The sequence below is a fragment of the Variovorax sp. EBFNA2 genome (genome assembly GCF_033802765.1).
GTDB classification, from domain to species: Bacteria; Pseudomonadota; Gammaproteobacteria; order Burkholderiales; family Burkholderiaceae_C; genus Variovorax; species Variovorax paradoxus_H.
The window spans coordinates 1,640,275-1,655,521 of sequence record NZ_CP138496.1 but is presented as its reverse complement, the minus strand read 5'-3'; the positions used below and the strand labels follow the sequence as shown (position 1 = coordinate 1,655,521).

General features: G+C 67.9%; 11 protein-coding genes. 7 read left to right on the top strand and 4 right to left on the bottom strand.

Going from position 1 to position 15,247, the window contains the following annotated elements; all coding sequences use genetic code 11:
- Nucleotides 1–110 precede the first annotated feature (110 nt).
- The 3 genes from RZE79_RS07570 to RZE79_RS07560 are packed head-to-tail and all read left to right on the top strand — an operon-like array spanning nucleotide 111 to nucleotide 5,956.
- The gene (locus RZE79_RS07570) at nucleotides 111–1,331 is read left to right on the top strand and encodes an efflux RND transporter periplasmic adaptor subunit (protein ID WP_319359657.1); all 1,221 of its coding nucleotides are present in this window, start codon (nucleotides 111–113) and stop codon (nucleotides 1,329–1,331) included.
- A 9-nt stretch (nucleotides 1,332–1,340) separates the two neighbouring features.
- Nucleotides 1,341–4,502 (top strand): efflux RND transporter permease subunit, encoded by a 3,162-nt coding sequence (locus RZE79_RS07565; protein WP_319359655.1) that lies wholly within the window; start codon nucleotides 1,341–1,343, stop codon nucleotides 4,500–4,502.
- On the top strand, nucleotides 4,502–5,956 hold the full coding sequence (locus RZE79_RS07560; protein ID WP_319359653.1) for an efflux transporter outer membrane subunit: 1,455 nt from the start codon (nucleotides 4,502–4,504) through the stop codon (nucleotides 5,954–5,956). The genes RZE79_RS07565 and RZE79_RS07560 overlap by 1 nt, the downstream gene beginning before the upstream one ends.
- Before the next feature lie 322 nt (nucleotides 5,957–6,278).
- On the opposite strand, the gene RZE79_RS07555 is transcribed toward RZE79_RS07560, so the two are convergent.
- The 4 genes from RZE79_RS07555 to RZE79_RS07540 all read right to left on the bottom strand — a co-directional run bounded on the left by RZE79_RS07555 (nucleotide 6,279) and on the right by RZE79_RS07540 (nucleotide 9,699).
- Nucleotides 6,279–6,752, bottom strand: a complete 474-nt coding sequence (locus tag RZE79_RS07555; protein WP_319359652.1) for a hypothetical protein — start codon at nucleotides 6,750–6,752, stop codon at nucleotides 6,279–6,281.
- A 2-nt stretch (nucleotides 6,753–6,754) separates the two neighbouring features.
- The gene (locus RZE79_RS07550; RefSeq protein ID WP_319359651.1) at nucleotides 6,755–7,249 is read right to left on the bottom strand and encodes a pentapeptide repeat-containing protein; all 495 of its coding nucleotides are present in this window, start codon (nucleotides 7,247–7,249) and stop codon (nucleotides 6,755–6,757) included.
- The gene (locus tag RZE79_RS07545; RefSeq protein WP_319359650.1) at nucleotides 7,246–8,022 is read right to left on the bottom strand and encodes a type VI secretion system Vgr family protein; all 777 of its coding nucleotides are present in this window, start codon (nucleotides 8,020–8,022) and stop codon (nucleotides 7,246–7,248) included. Before RZE79_RS07545 ends, RZE79_RS07550 begins: the two co-directional genes overlap by 4 nt.
- Nucleotides 8,023–8,271: 249 nt before the next feature.
- Nucleotides 8,272–9,699, bottom strand: coding sequence for a short-chain fatty acyl-CoA regulator family protein (locus tag RZE79_RS07540; RefSeq protein ID WP_319359649.1), 1,428 nt, complete (start codon nucleotides 9,697–9,699; stop codon nucleotides 8,272–8,274).
- A 120-nt stretch (nucleotides 9,700–9,819) separates the two neighbouring features.
- Between RZE79_RS07540 and RZE79_RS07535 the strand changes: the two genes are divergently transcribed.
- The 4 genes from RZE79_RS07535 to prpF are packed head-to-tail and all read left to right on the top strand — an operon-like array spanning nucleotide 9,820 to nucleotide 15,235.
- Complete coding sequence (locus RZE79_RS07535; RefSeq protein WP_101489224.1) at nucleotides 9,820–10,230, top strand: acyl-CoA thioesterase; 411 nt, start codon at nucleotides 9,820–9,822, stop codon at nucleotides 10,228–10,230.
- On the top strand, nucleotides 10,227–11,384 hold the full coding sequence (prpC, locus tag RZE79_RS07530; RefSeq protein WP_319359648.1) for a 2-methylcitrate synthase: 1,158 nt from the start codon (nucleotides 10,227–10,229) through the stop codon (nucleotides 11,382–11,384). The genes RZE79_RS07535 and prpC overlap by 4 nt, the downstream gene beginning before the upstream one ends.
- A gap of 60 nt (nucleotides 11,385–11,444) precedes the next feature.
- Nucleotides 11,445–14,039: a Fe/S-dependent 2-methylisocitrate dehydratase AcnD gene (gene acnD / locus RZE79_RS07525; protein ID WP_319359647.1), complete on the top strand. Its 2,595-nt coding sequence runs from the start codon at nucleotides 11,445–11,447 to the stop codon at nucleotides 14,037–14,039.
- A 2-nt stretch (nucleotides 14,040–14,041) separates the two neighbouring features.
- Nucleotides 14,042–15,235: a 2-methylaconitate cis-trans isomerase PrpF gene (gene prpF / locus RZE79_RS07520; RefSeq protein WP_319359646.1), complete on the top strand. Its 1,194-nt coding sequence runs from the start codon at nucleotides 14,042–14,044 to the stop codon at nucleotides 15,233–15,235.
- Nucleotides 15,236–15,247 lie beyond the last annotated feature (12 nt).

Sequence of the window (15,247 nt, the reverse complement as noted above, 5' to 3'; positions counted from 1 at the left end):
CGGGCATGGCACGGTTTCCGCTCTGTAAAGTTCGCCGCCCCCGCGCCGCGGCATTGAACTCGACGGCGCGTGCCCGCTCCATCTTTGGCTTTCGTTACTTCTGCTTGCCCATGCCCGCCCACTTTGCCTTCCGTTCCGCCCCGCTCCTCACGGCCCTGTGCATCGCCGCCGCCCTCGTGGGGTGCTCGCGCACCAACGTGGAGTCTCCCGGCACGGCCAAGGCGCCCCCTGAAAAAGAAGTCGGCATCGTCACGCTCAAGTCCGAGGTGCTGGCCCTGAGCACCGAACTGCCCGGGCGCACCGCGGCCCCGGTGATCGCCGAGATCCGCCCGCAGGTCGGCGGCATCCTCAAGGAAAGGCTCTTCACCGAAGGCTCGCAGGTCAAGGCCGGCCAGGTGCTCTACCAGCTCGACCCGGCCTCGCTGCAGGCGGCGCATGCCAGCGCGCAGGCCAGCGTGCGCAAGGCCGAGTCGGCCCTGGCCACGGCCCGCACCGTGGCCAAGCGCAATGCCGAGCTGGTGAAGATCGACGCCATCAGCCGCCAGGTGTTCGATGAAACCCGGGCCGCCGCGCAGCAGGCCGAAGCCGACCTCGGCGTGGCGCGCGCCGCCGAACAGACCGCGCGCATCCAGCTGGGCTACACGCGCATCACCTCGCCGATCACCGGCTGGGCAGAGCTCTCGACCGTGACCCCGGGCGCGCTGGTCACAGCCAACCAGGCGGCTGCCATGACCACCGTGCAGCAGCTCGACCCGATCCATGTGCACGTCACGCAGTCGAGCAGCGAGTTGCTGCGCCTGAAGCGCGAGCTCGCCAGTGGCCGGCTGCAACGCGCCAGCGAGGCCGAGGCGCGCATCCAGTTGCTGCTCGAAGACGGCAGCCCCTACCCGCACGCCGGGCGCCTCACCTTCAGCGGCGTGACGGTCGATGCCGGCACCGGCAGCGTCACGCTGCGCGCCGTGGTGCCCAACCCCGACAAGCTGCTGATGCCCGGCATGTACGTGCGCGCCGTCTTGCAAGAGGGCGTGAACGACGCCGCGCTGCTGGTGCCGCAGCAGGCCGTGACGCGCGCGCCCGACGGCAGCGCCTCCACGCTGGTGATCGATGCCGACAACAAGGTCGAGAAGCGCCCCATCCGCATCGGCCGCGCCATCGGCACGCGCTGGCAGGTGATCGACGGCCTGGTCGCGGGCGACCGCGTGCTCATGGAAGGCTCTCAGCGCGTGAAGGTGGGCGACAAGGTGCGCACGGTCGACCTGGGCGCGCGCCCCGCCGGCGCCGCCGTCGCGAGCGCCAAGCCCGACGCCGCTTCCGCCACCCTCGCACGCTGAGGCCGATCCATGGCCCAGTTCTTCATCGACCGCCCCATCTTCGCGTGGGTGCTTTCCATCGTCGTCATGCTCGCCGGCCTGATGGCCATTCGCACGCTGCCGCTCGAGCAGTACCCCGACATCGCGCCGCCGCGCGTGTCCATCGGCGCCACCTACACCGGCGCCTCGGCCAAGACGGTCGAAGACTCCGTCACCCAGGTCATCGAACAGCAGATGAAGGGGCTGGACAACCTGCTGTACATGCAGTCGACCAGCAACTCGTCGGGGCAGGCGCGGCTGTCGCTCACCTTCGACGCGGGCACCAACATCGACGTGGCCCAGATGCAGGTGCAGAACAAGCTGCAGCAGGCCATGTCGCGCCTGCCGCAGCAGGTGCAAAGCCGCGGCGTCACCGTCACCAAGGGCGGCAACGACTTCCTCATGATCGTCTCGATGTTCTCCGGCGACGGCAGTGCCTCGGCGGTGGACGTGGGCGACTTCATCAGCAGCAATCTGGTCGACGTCATCAGCCGCATCGACGGCGTGGGCGAAGTGCAGACGCTGGGCACCGGCTACGCCATGCGCCTGTGGCTCGACCCCGACAAGCTGCGCAAGTACGCGCTCATGCCCTCCGACGTGGGCAGCGCCATCACCGCGCAGAACGCGCAGGTCTCCGCCGGCCAGCTCGGCGCGCTGCCGGCCGGTGCGCAGCAGCAGCTCAACGCCACCATCACCGCGCGCAGCAAGCTGAAGACGGTCGAGGAGTTCGAGAACGTGGTGCTGCGCGCCACGCCCGACGGCGCCGTGGTGCGCCTGAGAGACGTGGCCCGCGTCGAGCTGGGCGCCGAGAACCTCACGGTGCGCTCGGTGCTGAGCGGCCGCCCCGGCGCCGGCATGGGCATCGTGCTGGCCGACGGCGCCAACGCGGTGCAGGTGGCCGAGGCCGTGAAGGCCAAGGTGGCCGAGCTGCAGCCGCTCTTTCCCAACCAGATGCAGACCTTCGTGAGCTACGACACCACGCCCTTCGTGAGCGCATCGATCGACGAGGTGGTGAAGGCGCTGGCCGAGGCCATGGTGCTGGTCGTGCTGGTGATGTACGTCTTTCTGCAGAACTTCCGCGCCACGCTGATCCCGGCCATTGCCGTGCCGGTGGTGCTGCTGGGCACCTTCGGCGTGCTCTCGATGGCCGGCTACTCGATCAACACGCTCACCATGTTCGGCATGGTGCTGGCCATCGGCCTGCTGGTGGACGACGCCATCGTGGTGGTGGAAAACGTCGAGCGCGTGATGCACGAGGAAGGCCTCTCTCCCAAGGAGGCCACGCGCAAGTCGATGGCCGAGATCACGCCCGCACTGATCGGCATCGCGCTGGTGCTGTCGGCCGTGTTCATCCCGATGGCCTTCTTCGGCGGTTCGACCGGCGTGATCTACCGCCAGTTCTCGATCACCATCGTCTCGGCCATGGCGCTGTCGGTGTTCGTGGCGCTCACGCTCACGCCGGCGCTGTGCGCCACGCTGCTGAAGCCCGTTGCCAAGGGCGGCCATGCCGCGCCGCGCAAGGGCGTGCTGGGCGCGGTCGACCGCTTCTTCGCGGGCTTCAATCGCACCTTCGACAAGGGCGCCGACCGCTACCAGGGCGTGGTCGGCGGCATCATGCGGCGCGGCAAGCGCAGCCTCGTGGTGTACCTGCTCATCGCGGCCGTGATGGCGCTGCTGTTCATGCGGCTGCCCACGTCGTTTCTGCCCGATGAAGACCAGGCCTTCCTCCAGGTGCAGGTGACGCTGCCGCCGGGCGCGTCCGATGCGCGGCTGCAGCCGGTGGTCGCGCAGATGCAGGACTACTTCACCAAGCAGCCCGAGGTGGTGAGCGTGAACGTGATCACCGGGCAGAACGGCGACCAGAGTTCGGCACGCGCCTTCGTGAAGCTGAAGGACTGGGCCGAGCGCGAAGGCGCCGGCCAGTCGGCCGCCGAACTCGCGCGGCGCGCCAACAAGGAACTCTCGACGATCCGCGACGCGCGCATCTTCGTGCTGCTGCCGCCGGCGGTGCGCGGGCTCGGCGCCAACGCGGGCTTCAACTTCCACCTGAAAGACATCAACGGCCTGGGCCACGACGCGCTCGTGAAGGCGCGCGACCAGCTCATCGACCTGCTCTCCAAGCGCCCCGAGGTGGCGAACGTGCGCAGCAACAACCTGGACGACACGCCGCAGTTCGCGGTGGACATCGACGACGCGCGCGCCGGTGCATCGAGCCTGGCCACGTCCGACATTGACAGCACCTTGTCGAGCGCCATGGGCGGCACCTACATCAACGACTTTTTGGACAACGGCCGCGTCAAGCGCGTGTACATGCAGGGCGACACGGCCTTTCGCATGCTGCCCACCGACATCGACCGCTGGAGCGTGCGCAACAGCCTGGGCCAGATGGTGCCGTTCCCGGCGTTCTCGAGCTCGCGCTGGACCTACGGCTCTCCGCAGCTGCAGCGCTACAACGGCAGCCCGAGCTACGAGTTCGTCGGCGATGCCGCGCCCGGCGTGAGCTCCGGCGTCGCCATGGCCGCGGTCGATGAAGTGATGAAGCAGATGCCCGCCGGCATCGGCTACGAATGGACCGGCGCCTCGTTCCAGGAACGCCTGTCAGGCGCGCAGGCGCCGCTGCTCTACGCCATCTCGATCCTGTTCGTGTTCCTGTGCCTCGCCGCCCTGTACGAGAGCTGGTCGGTGCCGTTCTCGGTGATCCTCGTAGTGCCGCTGGGCATCGTCGGTGCGCTGCTGTTCACCAGCCTGCGCGGGCTGAGCAACGACGTGTACTTCCAGGTCGGCCTGCTGACCACCGTGGGCCTGTCGTCGAAGAACGCGATCCTGATCGTCGAGTTCGCCAAGCAGCTGCAGGAGCAGGGCAAGGGCGTGATCGAGGCCACGCTGGAAGCCGTGCGCCTGCGGCTGCGCCCCATCCTCATGACCTCGCTGGCCTTCGGCTTCGGCGTGCTGCCGCTCGCCATCGGCACCGGCGCGGGCGCAGGCGGACGCCACTCGATCGGCACCGCGGTGCTCGGCGGCATGGTGGTCGGCACGGCGCTGGGCATCTTCTTCGTGCCGCTGTTCTTCGCATTGATTCGCGGCTGGCTGGAAGGCCGCCGCAAGCCGGCCGCCGCGCCGGATGCAGTGCCCGCGGAACAGGGAGCACACTGATGAATCGCACCACCCTGCCCCGCCTTCCCCTGCGCGCACTGGCCTGCGTCGCCATGGCCTCGGTCGTGCTCGCGGGCTGCGTCAACCTCGCACCCGCGTATGAAACGCCCGCCTCGCCGGTGCCCGCTGCGCTGCCCTCGGCTGGCGTCACCGCCGCCACGCCACTCGACATCGGCTGGCGCGACTTCTTCGTCAACAAGCAGCTCCAAGGCGTGATCGAACTCGCGCTCGCCAACAACCGCGACCTGCGCGTGGCCGCGCTCAACATCGAACGTGCGCGCGCCCAGTACGGCATCGCGCGGGCCGACCTGTTCCCCACCGTCAACGCCGGCGCGGCTGGCACGCGCGCGCGCACGCCGGGCAGCCTGTCGACCAGCGGCGAGCCGCGCATCGCTTCGCAGTACAGCGCCAACCTCGGCATGACGGCCTACGAACTCGACCTGTTCGGGCGCGTGCGCAACCTCGGCGAATCGGCGCTGCAGAGTTACTTCCAGACTGAAGAAACACAGCGCAGCACGCAGATCAGCCTCGTGGCCTCGGTCGCCACCGCGTGGCTGCAGCTGGCCGCCGACGAGCAGCGCCTGCAGCTCGCGCGCAGCACGCTCGAGAGCCAGCGCAAGTCCTTCGAGCTGGTGCAGCGCAGCCATGCGCTGGGTGCGCAGTCGGGCCTGGCGCTGGCGCAATCGCAAAGCACCGTCGATGCCGCGCGCGCCGACGCCGCGGCCTTCGACAGCGAGGTCGAACAAGACCGCAACGCGCTCGCGCTGCTGGTCGGCGCCACGCCGCCACCCGAGCTGCTGCCGACCGCCGCGACCACCGCCGACGTGGCCCAGTTGCTCGTGCCCCCGGCCGGCCTGTCGTCGAACGTGCTGCAGCAGCGCCCCGACGTGCGCGCCGCCGAGCACGCGCTGCGTGCGAGCAATGCCGACATCGGCGCAGCACGCGCAGCTTTTTTCCCGCGCATCGCACTCACGGCCTCGGCCGGCACCGCGAGCAGCACGCTCTCGGGCCTGTTCACCAGCGGCAGCAAGGCCTGGAGTTTTGCGCCGTCGATCAGCGTGCCGATCTTCGACGGCGGCGCCAACCGCGCCACCCTGCAGGTCGCGCAGGCGCAGCAGAAGATCCAGATCGCCACCTACGAGAAGGCCGTGCAGACCGCGTTCCGCGAAGTGGCCGACGCGCTGGCCGAACGCCGCACGCTGGCCGAACGCCTCGACGCCCAGCGCTCGCTGCGCAGCGCGACCGCGCGCAGCTTCGAGCTCTCGCAGGCGCTCTTCAAGAGCGGCGCCGCCAACTACCTCGACGTGCTGGACGCGCAGCGCAGCGACTATGCGGCGCAGCAGACGCTGATCGGTTTGCAGCTCACGGAGCAGACGAACCGGCTGGCGATCTACAAGGCGCTGGGGGGCGGGTGGAGCGACGTGGGAACGGCCAAAAAAGAAAACGGTGCCTAAGGAACGCTGCGCCACGCCGCGATGGCTCGAGGCATACGTCAAGTCCGGCGGGTGCAGCGTCGATGGAGACATGAGAGTTGGCGTCGAGCGCGCACTCATGGTGCCTGGCTGGGTGTGCTGTTGGCGTAGCGCTGGAAAATTTGCGTCGCTCAGCGCTTTCTCATGGTTGCTGAGCCTGGGGCCCCGCCTCAATGCCTGCCTAGTGACCAAAGGGATCGATCCAAAGCCACCCTAACCCTATCGCCCAAGGGAGGCCCAGTGCCGCTTTCGACAGAGCCCGCGCAACCTCTTCCGAATCAGACCCAACCCAGGTCCAGCGCGCTTACTTCTCGCACTTTGAAACGGCAAGTATCTGCGCCTGATAGTCAGAGGCTTCGCGCCTGAGTTCGGCAACGCGCTTGTCGCGTTCCTCGGGGGTGAAGGTGTTCCAGTTGTCCTGCCCCACCTGCACTCGCCCCAGCATCACCTCGGCAGCCTGCTTGCCTACACGAAGATCACGGATGTGCTGAACCATGGAACAGGCATCGAGGGATTGGTCTGAAGCCGTCTTGACATTGTTCACGAGTTCCTCGTACAGCCTCTTCCACCCGATCGCGAATTCTTCGGCCTGAGTCGCCCGCTGCTTCTCGTTGGAGAGTTCGCGCTCCTGCAACGCAATGCGTCCCTCAAGACCGGGGATACGAACCTTCTCGTACGTAACCGCTGTCAATCCGACCGCTCCGGCGGCGACGACTCCCAAGGCCGCCAGCCAAACTGGCAAGCCGATTTTTGTAGCAACTTCGTTGATGTCAGCCACGCTCAATTGATCCTAGTGTTGCTCATTTGCATATTCTCAAACTGGCTGCCCGTGAAGTCCACGCGCTCGCCAGCCAAGCCATCGGCCTCCACGGTCGTTCCTGTGCTGTCCAGCACATCGACGTTGCGCCAGTGCGCCCCGTCGAAGGTCAACTCGTTCCATTGACAGCGCTCGAACCTGCAAGCATCGAACCGGCTTTGCCGAAACCGCGACTGCGTGAAGGTGCAATCGGTAAACGTGCAGCCTGCGATGGAGATGCCCTCGAAGTCACAGGCGGAGAAGGTGCAGCCCGTGAACTGGCAACCCGTCCAGCCGGCCTGCCTCAACGTGCACCCGGTGAAACTGCTGCCCGTGAAGACACTGGCAGCGAACTGCGCAAGGTTCAGGTCCAGGCTTGCATAGGCGTGGTTGTCGCTTTGTCCGGCCAAGCCAGCTGGCGCACCGCCGGCGCCTTTGCGCCATCGGTCGTGGTCCCGGATGATTTGCTGGCTGCTCATGGGCTGCTCCTTCGCATGCCTCCGGAGACGATCTCGCGCACGGCGCTCCACTGGTGGATCGCGTCTTCTTCGCCAGCACCGCCTTCGCTCTGAAAGCGGATGTCGGGCGTCGTTCCATCGATGGCCGAGGCCAAGGTGGTGTCGTCGGACAAAACGAGCGTGTGGCCTTCGCGCGTGTGCTCGTACCAGTAGCTGTAGCCGGCGGCCTCCCAGCGCCGGTGCAGGTAGTTGTGATCGCTCTCCCCTTGAGCGCCGCCGCCCTGCGCGGCCATGGTGATGGCCGCGTCTTCGCCGCGCACCTGCCACGTCCATTGGGGCAATGTGTCGTAGCCGTCGAAGATGGCCTGGGTCTGTTCCTGCAGCTTCTTGCGGTGGAACAGCCGATTGTTCGACCGCAGGCGCAGGTACTGCAGCCACGGGCCCAACCTTGCTTCATAGAACGCGAGATTGCCGTCGGTCTTGACGAGGCGAAACGCGAAGACGATGCCGTTGAAATGGCGCAACGTGCCGTCCGGGCGCACGAGTTCGATGCAGAGCATCTTGCCCTGCATGTCTTTCAATGCGAGATCGGCACGGTGCGAAAGCAGTTCCGCGGTGAACTCGAAGTCGCGCGACAGGCCTTCGCTGGCCTCCAAACGGTTGATGACCAAGTCGGCTTCGGCAGGCTCCCCACCCTTGGGGAACGAGAGGCGCAGCAGCCGGTGGTTCTGCCGATCGACAACCAACGGCGATGACGAGCGCGTGCGCAATGGCACACTGCCGTGAATGGACATGAGACTCCCTGAATAGCTTTTCTCCCTCGCGTCGCAAGGGGCGGTATTCAGTCGATTGTTCGAGTCCCTTCGGCTGCGCGGAAGTACCTGAAAGTAGCAAGCGCCCCTGTTTGTGACCAGCGCGGCAGCGAAAGCCGGTCAACCCATGCGTCATTCACACGCGAAGCGCATGCATGTGAATTTCTCTACAAGTTCAAGCATGCATGGTGACGTGCAAATGCCACGAAGCGTCTGTCATCCGCTGACGAATCACGCCCCCGCCACCGCATACGGTGTGAACCTGCTCTCGTTCTCGTTCACATCCAGCGGCCGCCCGATGAACGGGAACGCCCGCTGCGGGCAGGCCACGCGCTCGCACACCTTGCAGCCCATGCCGATGGGCGTGGGCACGTCGGGGTCCTTCAGGTCGAGGCCCTTGGCGTAGACCAGGCGCGGGGCGTGGCGGATGTCGCAGCCCAGGCCGATCGAGAAGGTCTTGCTCGGTGAGCCGAAGCCGCGCTGGCCGTGCGACACGGTGCGCGCAATCCACAGGTAGGCGCGGCCGTCGGGCATGCGCGCCAGTTGGGGCAACACGCGCCCGGGCTGCGCAAAGGCCTCGTACACGTTCCACAGCGGGCAGGTGCCGCCGGTCTTCGAGAAGTGGAAGTGCGTGGCCGACTGCCGCTTGGAGATGTTGCCGGCCCGGTCCACGCGGATGAAGAAGAAGGGCACGCCCGACGCGCCCGGCCGCTGCATGCTGCTGAGGCGGTGGCAGACCGTTTCGAAGCCGACGCCGAACTGGCGTGCGAGCAGATCGATGTCGTAGCGCAGCGCCTCGGCCGCCTGCAGGAACGGGCCATACGGCAACAGCACGGCCGCCGCGAAGTAGTTCGCCAGCCCGATGCGCGCCAATGCATGGGCCGGCGCATCGCCGAAGTCGGCCTGCGCCACCAGCAATTCGATGAGCGCGGCCTGCTCGAGCAGCGCCAGCTGCGTGGCCAGCTGGAAGGCCTGCTGACCCGGCTCGAGACCGGCCGACAAACGCAGCACGCGGCTGGCCGGGTCGTAGCGGCGCTGGCTGTCGAGCGCGCCCGCGGCGTCGTCGTCGGGCACCACGCGCACGCCGTGCACCTTCAGAAGCCGCTGCTGGAGCCATTCGGCGAGCGGTCCGCCGTGCGCGCGGGCTTCTGCGGCGAGCGATTCGGCGGCGGTGTCGAGCGGGTCGAAATGGTTCTGATGGGCAAAGAAGAAATCGCGCACCACCTCGAAGGGCATCGGCCGGCTGCGCGAGATGTCGCCGCGCCCGTCGCCGAGTTCGGCGGCCATGAGCTCCAGCCGCTCCTGCGCCTCCTGGTGGCGGCGGTGCAAGGCGAGCAGCGCGCGCGCCACGGCCGGCATTTGCGACGCCACCTCGCGCAGCTCGGGCAGTGCCACGGCCTCGCCGCCGGGGTTGTCCGCCAGCGCCTCGCGCATGTTCGCAACCAGCCGCGCCTCTTCGTCGTCGGAGAACTGCTGCACATCGACGCCGAGCGTCTTGCTGATGCGCAGCAGCACGGCCACGGTGAGCGGACGCTGGTTCTGTTCGATCTGGTTCAGGTAGCTCGGCGACAGGCCGAGCATCTGCGCCAGCGCCACCTGCGTGAGGCCGCGTTCGGCGCGCAGCGTGCGCAGGCGCACGCCCATGAAGGTCTTGCTCATCGGGTCACCTCGTGGGTCTTTGCGATATTCGCAATATTTGCAAAATCAGCTGTTTTCATTCGCAATGATTCGCCAATTCAGTCCTTCATTATGGGCGTTCGATTGCGTAAATTGCGAAGCATGACCCACCGATCTGCCGCCATCGAGCTGACCGACATCGTGTTCCCCGCGCACGCCAACCACTACGGCACGCTGTTCGGCGGCAACGCCCTGCTGCTGATGTCGAAGGCCGCGTTCCTCGCCGCGCGCGCCTTCGCCAAGTCCGACGTGGTCATGGCCAGCCTGGGCGACGCGCAGTTCTTGGCGCCCGTGCCGGTAGGCCACGTGCTGCGCCTGCGGGCCTGGGTGACGCGCGCCGGGCGCAGCTCGCTCACCGTCTGCGTCACCGGCGCGGCCGAGCCGCCCGACGGCGAGCCCCGCCCTTCGCTGAAGGGCCTGTTCGAGATGGTGGCCGTCGATGGCCGCGGCCGTCCGGCGCGCCTGCGCCACGCCTACCTGCACCCCGTGCCCACAGACAAGGAACCCGCATGAACGACATCGCCACCCCCACCGGCTTCAAGCCCAAGAAATCCGTCGCCCTGTCGGGCGTGACCGCGGGCAACACGGCGCTGTGCACCGTGGGCCGCACCGGCAACGACCTGCACTACCGCGGCTACGACATCCTGGACATCGCCGAGGTCTGCGAGTTCGAGGAAATCGCGCACCTGCTGGTGCACGGCAAGCTGCCCACGTCCGCCGAGCTGCGCGCCTACAAGGCCAAGCTGAAGGCCATGCGCGGCCTGCCCGCGAGCCTGAAGGAAGCGCTGGAGCAGCTGCCCGCCAGCGCGCACCCGATGGACGTGATGCGCACCGGCGTCTCGTCGCTGGGCTGCCTGCTGCCCGAGAAGGAAGACCACAACCTGCCCGGCGCGCGCGACATCGCCGACCGCCTCATGGCCTCGCTCGGCTCGATGCTGCTGTACTGGTACCACTGGTCCACGCAGGGCCGGCGCATCGAGGTCGAGACCGACGACGACTCGATCGGCGCGCACTTCCTGCACCTGCTGCACGGCCGCAAGCCCGGTGCGCAGTGGGAGCGCGCGATGCACACCTCGCTCAACCTGTATGCCGAGCACGAGTTCAACGCCTCGACCTTCACGGCGCGCGTGGTCGCGGGCACGGGCTCAGACGTGTACTCGGCCATCACCGGCGCCATCGGTGCGCTGCGCGGCCCCAAGCACGGCGGCGCCAACGAGGTGGCCTTCGAGATCCAGAAGCGCTACGACGCGCCCGACGAAGCCGAGGCCGACATCCGCCGCCGCGTCGCAGCCAAGGAAGTCGTGATCGGTTTCGGCCACCCGGTCTACACGGTGAGCGACCCGCGCAACGTGGTCATCAAGGGCGTGGCGCGCACGCTGTCGCAGGAGGCCGGCTCGACCAAGATGTTCGACATTGCCGAGCGGCTTGAAGCGGTGATGTGGGACGTGAAGCAGATGTTCCCCAACCTCGACTGGTTCAGCGCCGTGAGCTATCACATGATGGGCGTGCCCACGGCCATGTTCACGCCGCTGTTCGTCATTGCGCGCACATCCGGCTGGGCGGCCCACATCATCGAGCAGCGCATCGACAACAAGATCATCCGGCCGAGCGCCAACTACACGGGCCCCGAAGACCTGAAGTTCGCGCCGATCCAGGATCGGAAGTAAAAACACCAAAAGAAGAAAAGCACCCGTGCCTGCGTGCGGGTGCCGAGCGACAAGCGCCCCATGAACACCGACTACCGCAAGAACCTTCCCGGCACCGCGCTGGATTATTTCGACGCGCGCGAAGCCGTCGAAGCCATCTGCGCCGGCGCCTGGGCCACGATGCCCTACACCGCGCGCGTGCATGCCGAGAACCTCCTGCGCCGCTGCGACCCCGCGATCCTCGTGCAGAGCCTCACGCAACTCGCGCTGCGTCGGCGCGATCATGACTTTCCGTGGTTCCCCGCGCGCGTGGTCTGCCACGACATCCTCGGCCAGACCGCGCTGGTCGACCTGGCCGGCCTGCGCGACGCCATCGCCGAACAGGGCGGCGACCCGTCGCAGGTGAACCCCGTGGTGCCTGTGCAGCTCATCGTCGACCACTCGCTGGCCGTGGAGTGCGGCGGTTTCGACCCCGATGCCTTCGCGAAGAACCGCGCCATCGAGGACCGGCGCAACGAAGACCGCTTTCACTTCATCGAATGGACGAAGCGGGCCTTCCGCAACATGGAGGTGATCCCGCCGGGGAACGGGATCATGCATCAGATCAACCTGGAGCGGATGTCGCCCGTCGTGCATGCACAAGACGGCGTGGCCTACCCCGACACGCTGGTCGGCACCGACAGCCACACGCCGCACGTCGACGCGCTGGGCGTGGTCGCCATCGGCGTGGGCGGGCTCGAGGCCGAGAACGTGATGCTCGGCCGCGCCTCGTGGATGCGGCTGCCCGACATCGTCGGCGTGCGCCTCGCGGGCCGGCCGCAGCCGGGCATCACGGCCACCGACGTCGTGCTGGCGCTGACCGAGTTCCTCCGCGCGGCAAAGGTCGTGGGCGCGTACCTCGAGTTCCACGGCGAAGGCGCGGCCACCCTCACGCTGGGCGACCGAGCGACCATCTCCAACATGGCGCCCGAGTACGGCGTCACCGCCGCGATGTTCGCCATCGACACGCAGACGCTCGACTACCTGCGCCTCACGGGCCGCGCCGACGAGCAGGTGCGCCTCGTCGAGATCTATGCGAAGCAGGCCGGCCTGTGGGCCGACACGCTGAGCGAGGTCGTGTACGAGCGCGTGCTGCACTTCGACCTCTCGACGGTCGTGCGCAACATGGCCGGCCCGTCGAACCCGCATGCGCGCGTGGCCACCGCCGACCTCGCGGCGCGCGGCATCGCCGCCCCGTGGGACGACGTGCCCGGCCAGATGCCCGACGGCGCGGTGATCATCGCGGCCATCACCAGCTGCACCAACACCAGCAACCCGCGCAACGTGATCGCCGCGGGCCTGCTCGCACGCAACGCCAACCGCGTGGGCCTGACGCGCAAGCCCTGGGTCAAGACCTCGCTGGCGCCGGGCTCGAAAGCGGTGACGCTGTACCTGGAAGACGCGGGCCTGATGCGCGAACTCGAACAGCTGGGCTTCGGCGTGGTCGCCTATGCCTGCACCTCATGCAACGGCATGTCGGGCGCGCTCGATCCGGCCATCCAGCAGGAGATCGTCGAGCGCGACCTGTACGCCACCGCCGTGCTCTCGGGCAACCGCAACTTCGACGGGCGCATCCACCCGTACGCGAAGCAGGCCTTCCTGGCCTCGCCGCCGCTGGTGGTGGCCTACGCGATTGCGGGCACCGTGCGCTTCGACATCGAGAAAGACGTGCTCACCGTGGTCGACGGCAAGGAGATCCGCCTCAAGGACCTCTGGCCGCGCGACGAAGAAATCGACGCCATCGTCAAGGCCAGCGTGAAGCCCGCGCACTTCCGCCAGGTGTACGAGCCGATGTTCGCGATCCAGCCCGACACGGGCGAGAAGGTGGCGCCGCTGTACGACTGGCGCCCCGCCTCCACCTACATCCGCCGCCCGCCGTACTGGGAAGGCGCGCTCGCCGGTGAACGCGCGCTCAAGGGCATGCGACCGCTGGCGATCCTGCCGGACAACATCACGACCGACCACCTGTCGCCATCGAACGCGATCCTGCTGGACAGCGCGGCCGGCCAGTACCTGCACCGCATGGGCTTGCCCGAGGAAGACTTCAACTCCTACGCCACCCACCGCGGCGACCACCTCACGGCACAGCGCGCCACCTTCGCCAACCCCACGCTCAAGAACGAGATGGTGCGCAAGGCCGACGGCACCGTGCGCGCCGGATCGCTGGCGCGCGTGGAGCCCGAGGGCCAGGTGATGCGCATGTGGGAAGCCATCGAGACCTACATGCTTCGCAAGCAGCCGCTGATCATCGTGGCCGGTGCCGACTACGGCCAGGGCTCGTCGCGCGACTGGGCCGCCAAGGGCGTGCGGCTGGCCGGCGTCGAAGCGATTGCGGCCGAGGGCTTCGAGCGCATCCACCGCACCAACCTGATCGGCATGGGCGTGCTGCCGCTCGAATTCAAGCCCGGCACCAACCGCCTCACGCTGGGCCTGGACGGCACCGAGACTTACGATGTGACCGGCGAGCGCACCCCGCGCGCCGATCTCACGCTGGTCGTGCACCGCCAGAGCGGTGAACGGCTCGACGTGCCCATGACCTGCCGCCTCGACACCGCCGAAGAGGTCTCCATCTACGAAGCCGGCGGGGTGCTGCAGCGCTTCGCACAAGACTTCCTCGCCGCCACGAAAGCCGACTGACGATGCCGCACATTCCGCAGATCAAGATCCCCGCCACGTACATGCGCGGTGGCACCAGCAAGGGCGTGTTCTTCCGCCTGCAAGACCTGCCCGAAGCCGCGCAAGTGCCGGGCAAGTCGCGCGACGCGCTGCTGCTGCGCGTGATCGGCAGCCCCGACCCCTACGGCAAGCAGATCGACGGCATGGGCGCCGCGACGTCGAGCACCAGCAAGACCGTCATCCTCTCGAAGAGCGAGCGGCCCGGCCACGACGTGGACTACCTGTTCGGCCAGGTGTCGATCGACCAACCCTTCGTGGATTGGAGCGGCAACTGCGGCAACCTTTCGGCCGCCGTCGGGCCGTTCGCTATCAGCAACGGCCTCATCGATGCGGCACGCGTACCGCGCGATGGCGTGGCGGTCGTGCGCATCTGGCAGGCCAACATCGGCAAGACCATCGTCGCGCACGTGCCGATGACTGGCGGCGCGGTGCAGGAGAGCGGCGACTTCGAACTCGACGGCGTGACCTTTCCCGCGGCCGAAGTCCAGCTCGATTTCATGGACCCCGCCGCCGAACAAGAAGACGGCGCGGGCGGCGCGATGTTCCCGACCGGCAACCTCGTCGACAACCTCGACGTGCCCGGCACCGGCACGCTGCAGGCCACGATGATCAACGCCGGCATCCCCACCGTCTTCGTGAACGCCGACGCCATTGGCTACACCGGCACCGAGCTGCAGGACGCGATCAACGGCGATGCCGCCGCGCTCGCCCGCTTCGAGGCCATCCGCGCGCAAGGTGCGCTGCGCATGGGGCTCATCCGCACGCTCGACGAAGCGGCCAGCCGCCAGCACACGCCCAAGGTCGCCTTCGTGGCGAAGCCGGCGGGCTACACCGCATCGAGCGGCAAGGCCGTCGCGGCCGGCGACATCGACCTGCTCGTGCGCGCGCTGTCGATGGGCAAGCTGCACCACGCCATGATGGGCACGGCGGCCGTGGCCATCGGCACGGCCGCCGCCATTCCCGGCACGCTGGTGAACCTCGCGGCCGGCGGCGGTGCGCGCGAGGCCGTGCGCTTCGGCCACCCCTCGGGCACCTTGCGCGTGGGCGCACAAGCAAACCAGGTCGAGGGCGAATGGCGCGTGACCAAGGCCGTGATGAGCCGCAGCGCGCGCGTGCTCATGGAAGGCTACGTCCGCGTGCCCGGCGACACCCTTTGAACTTTCAGATTC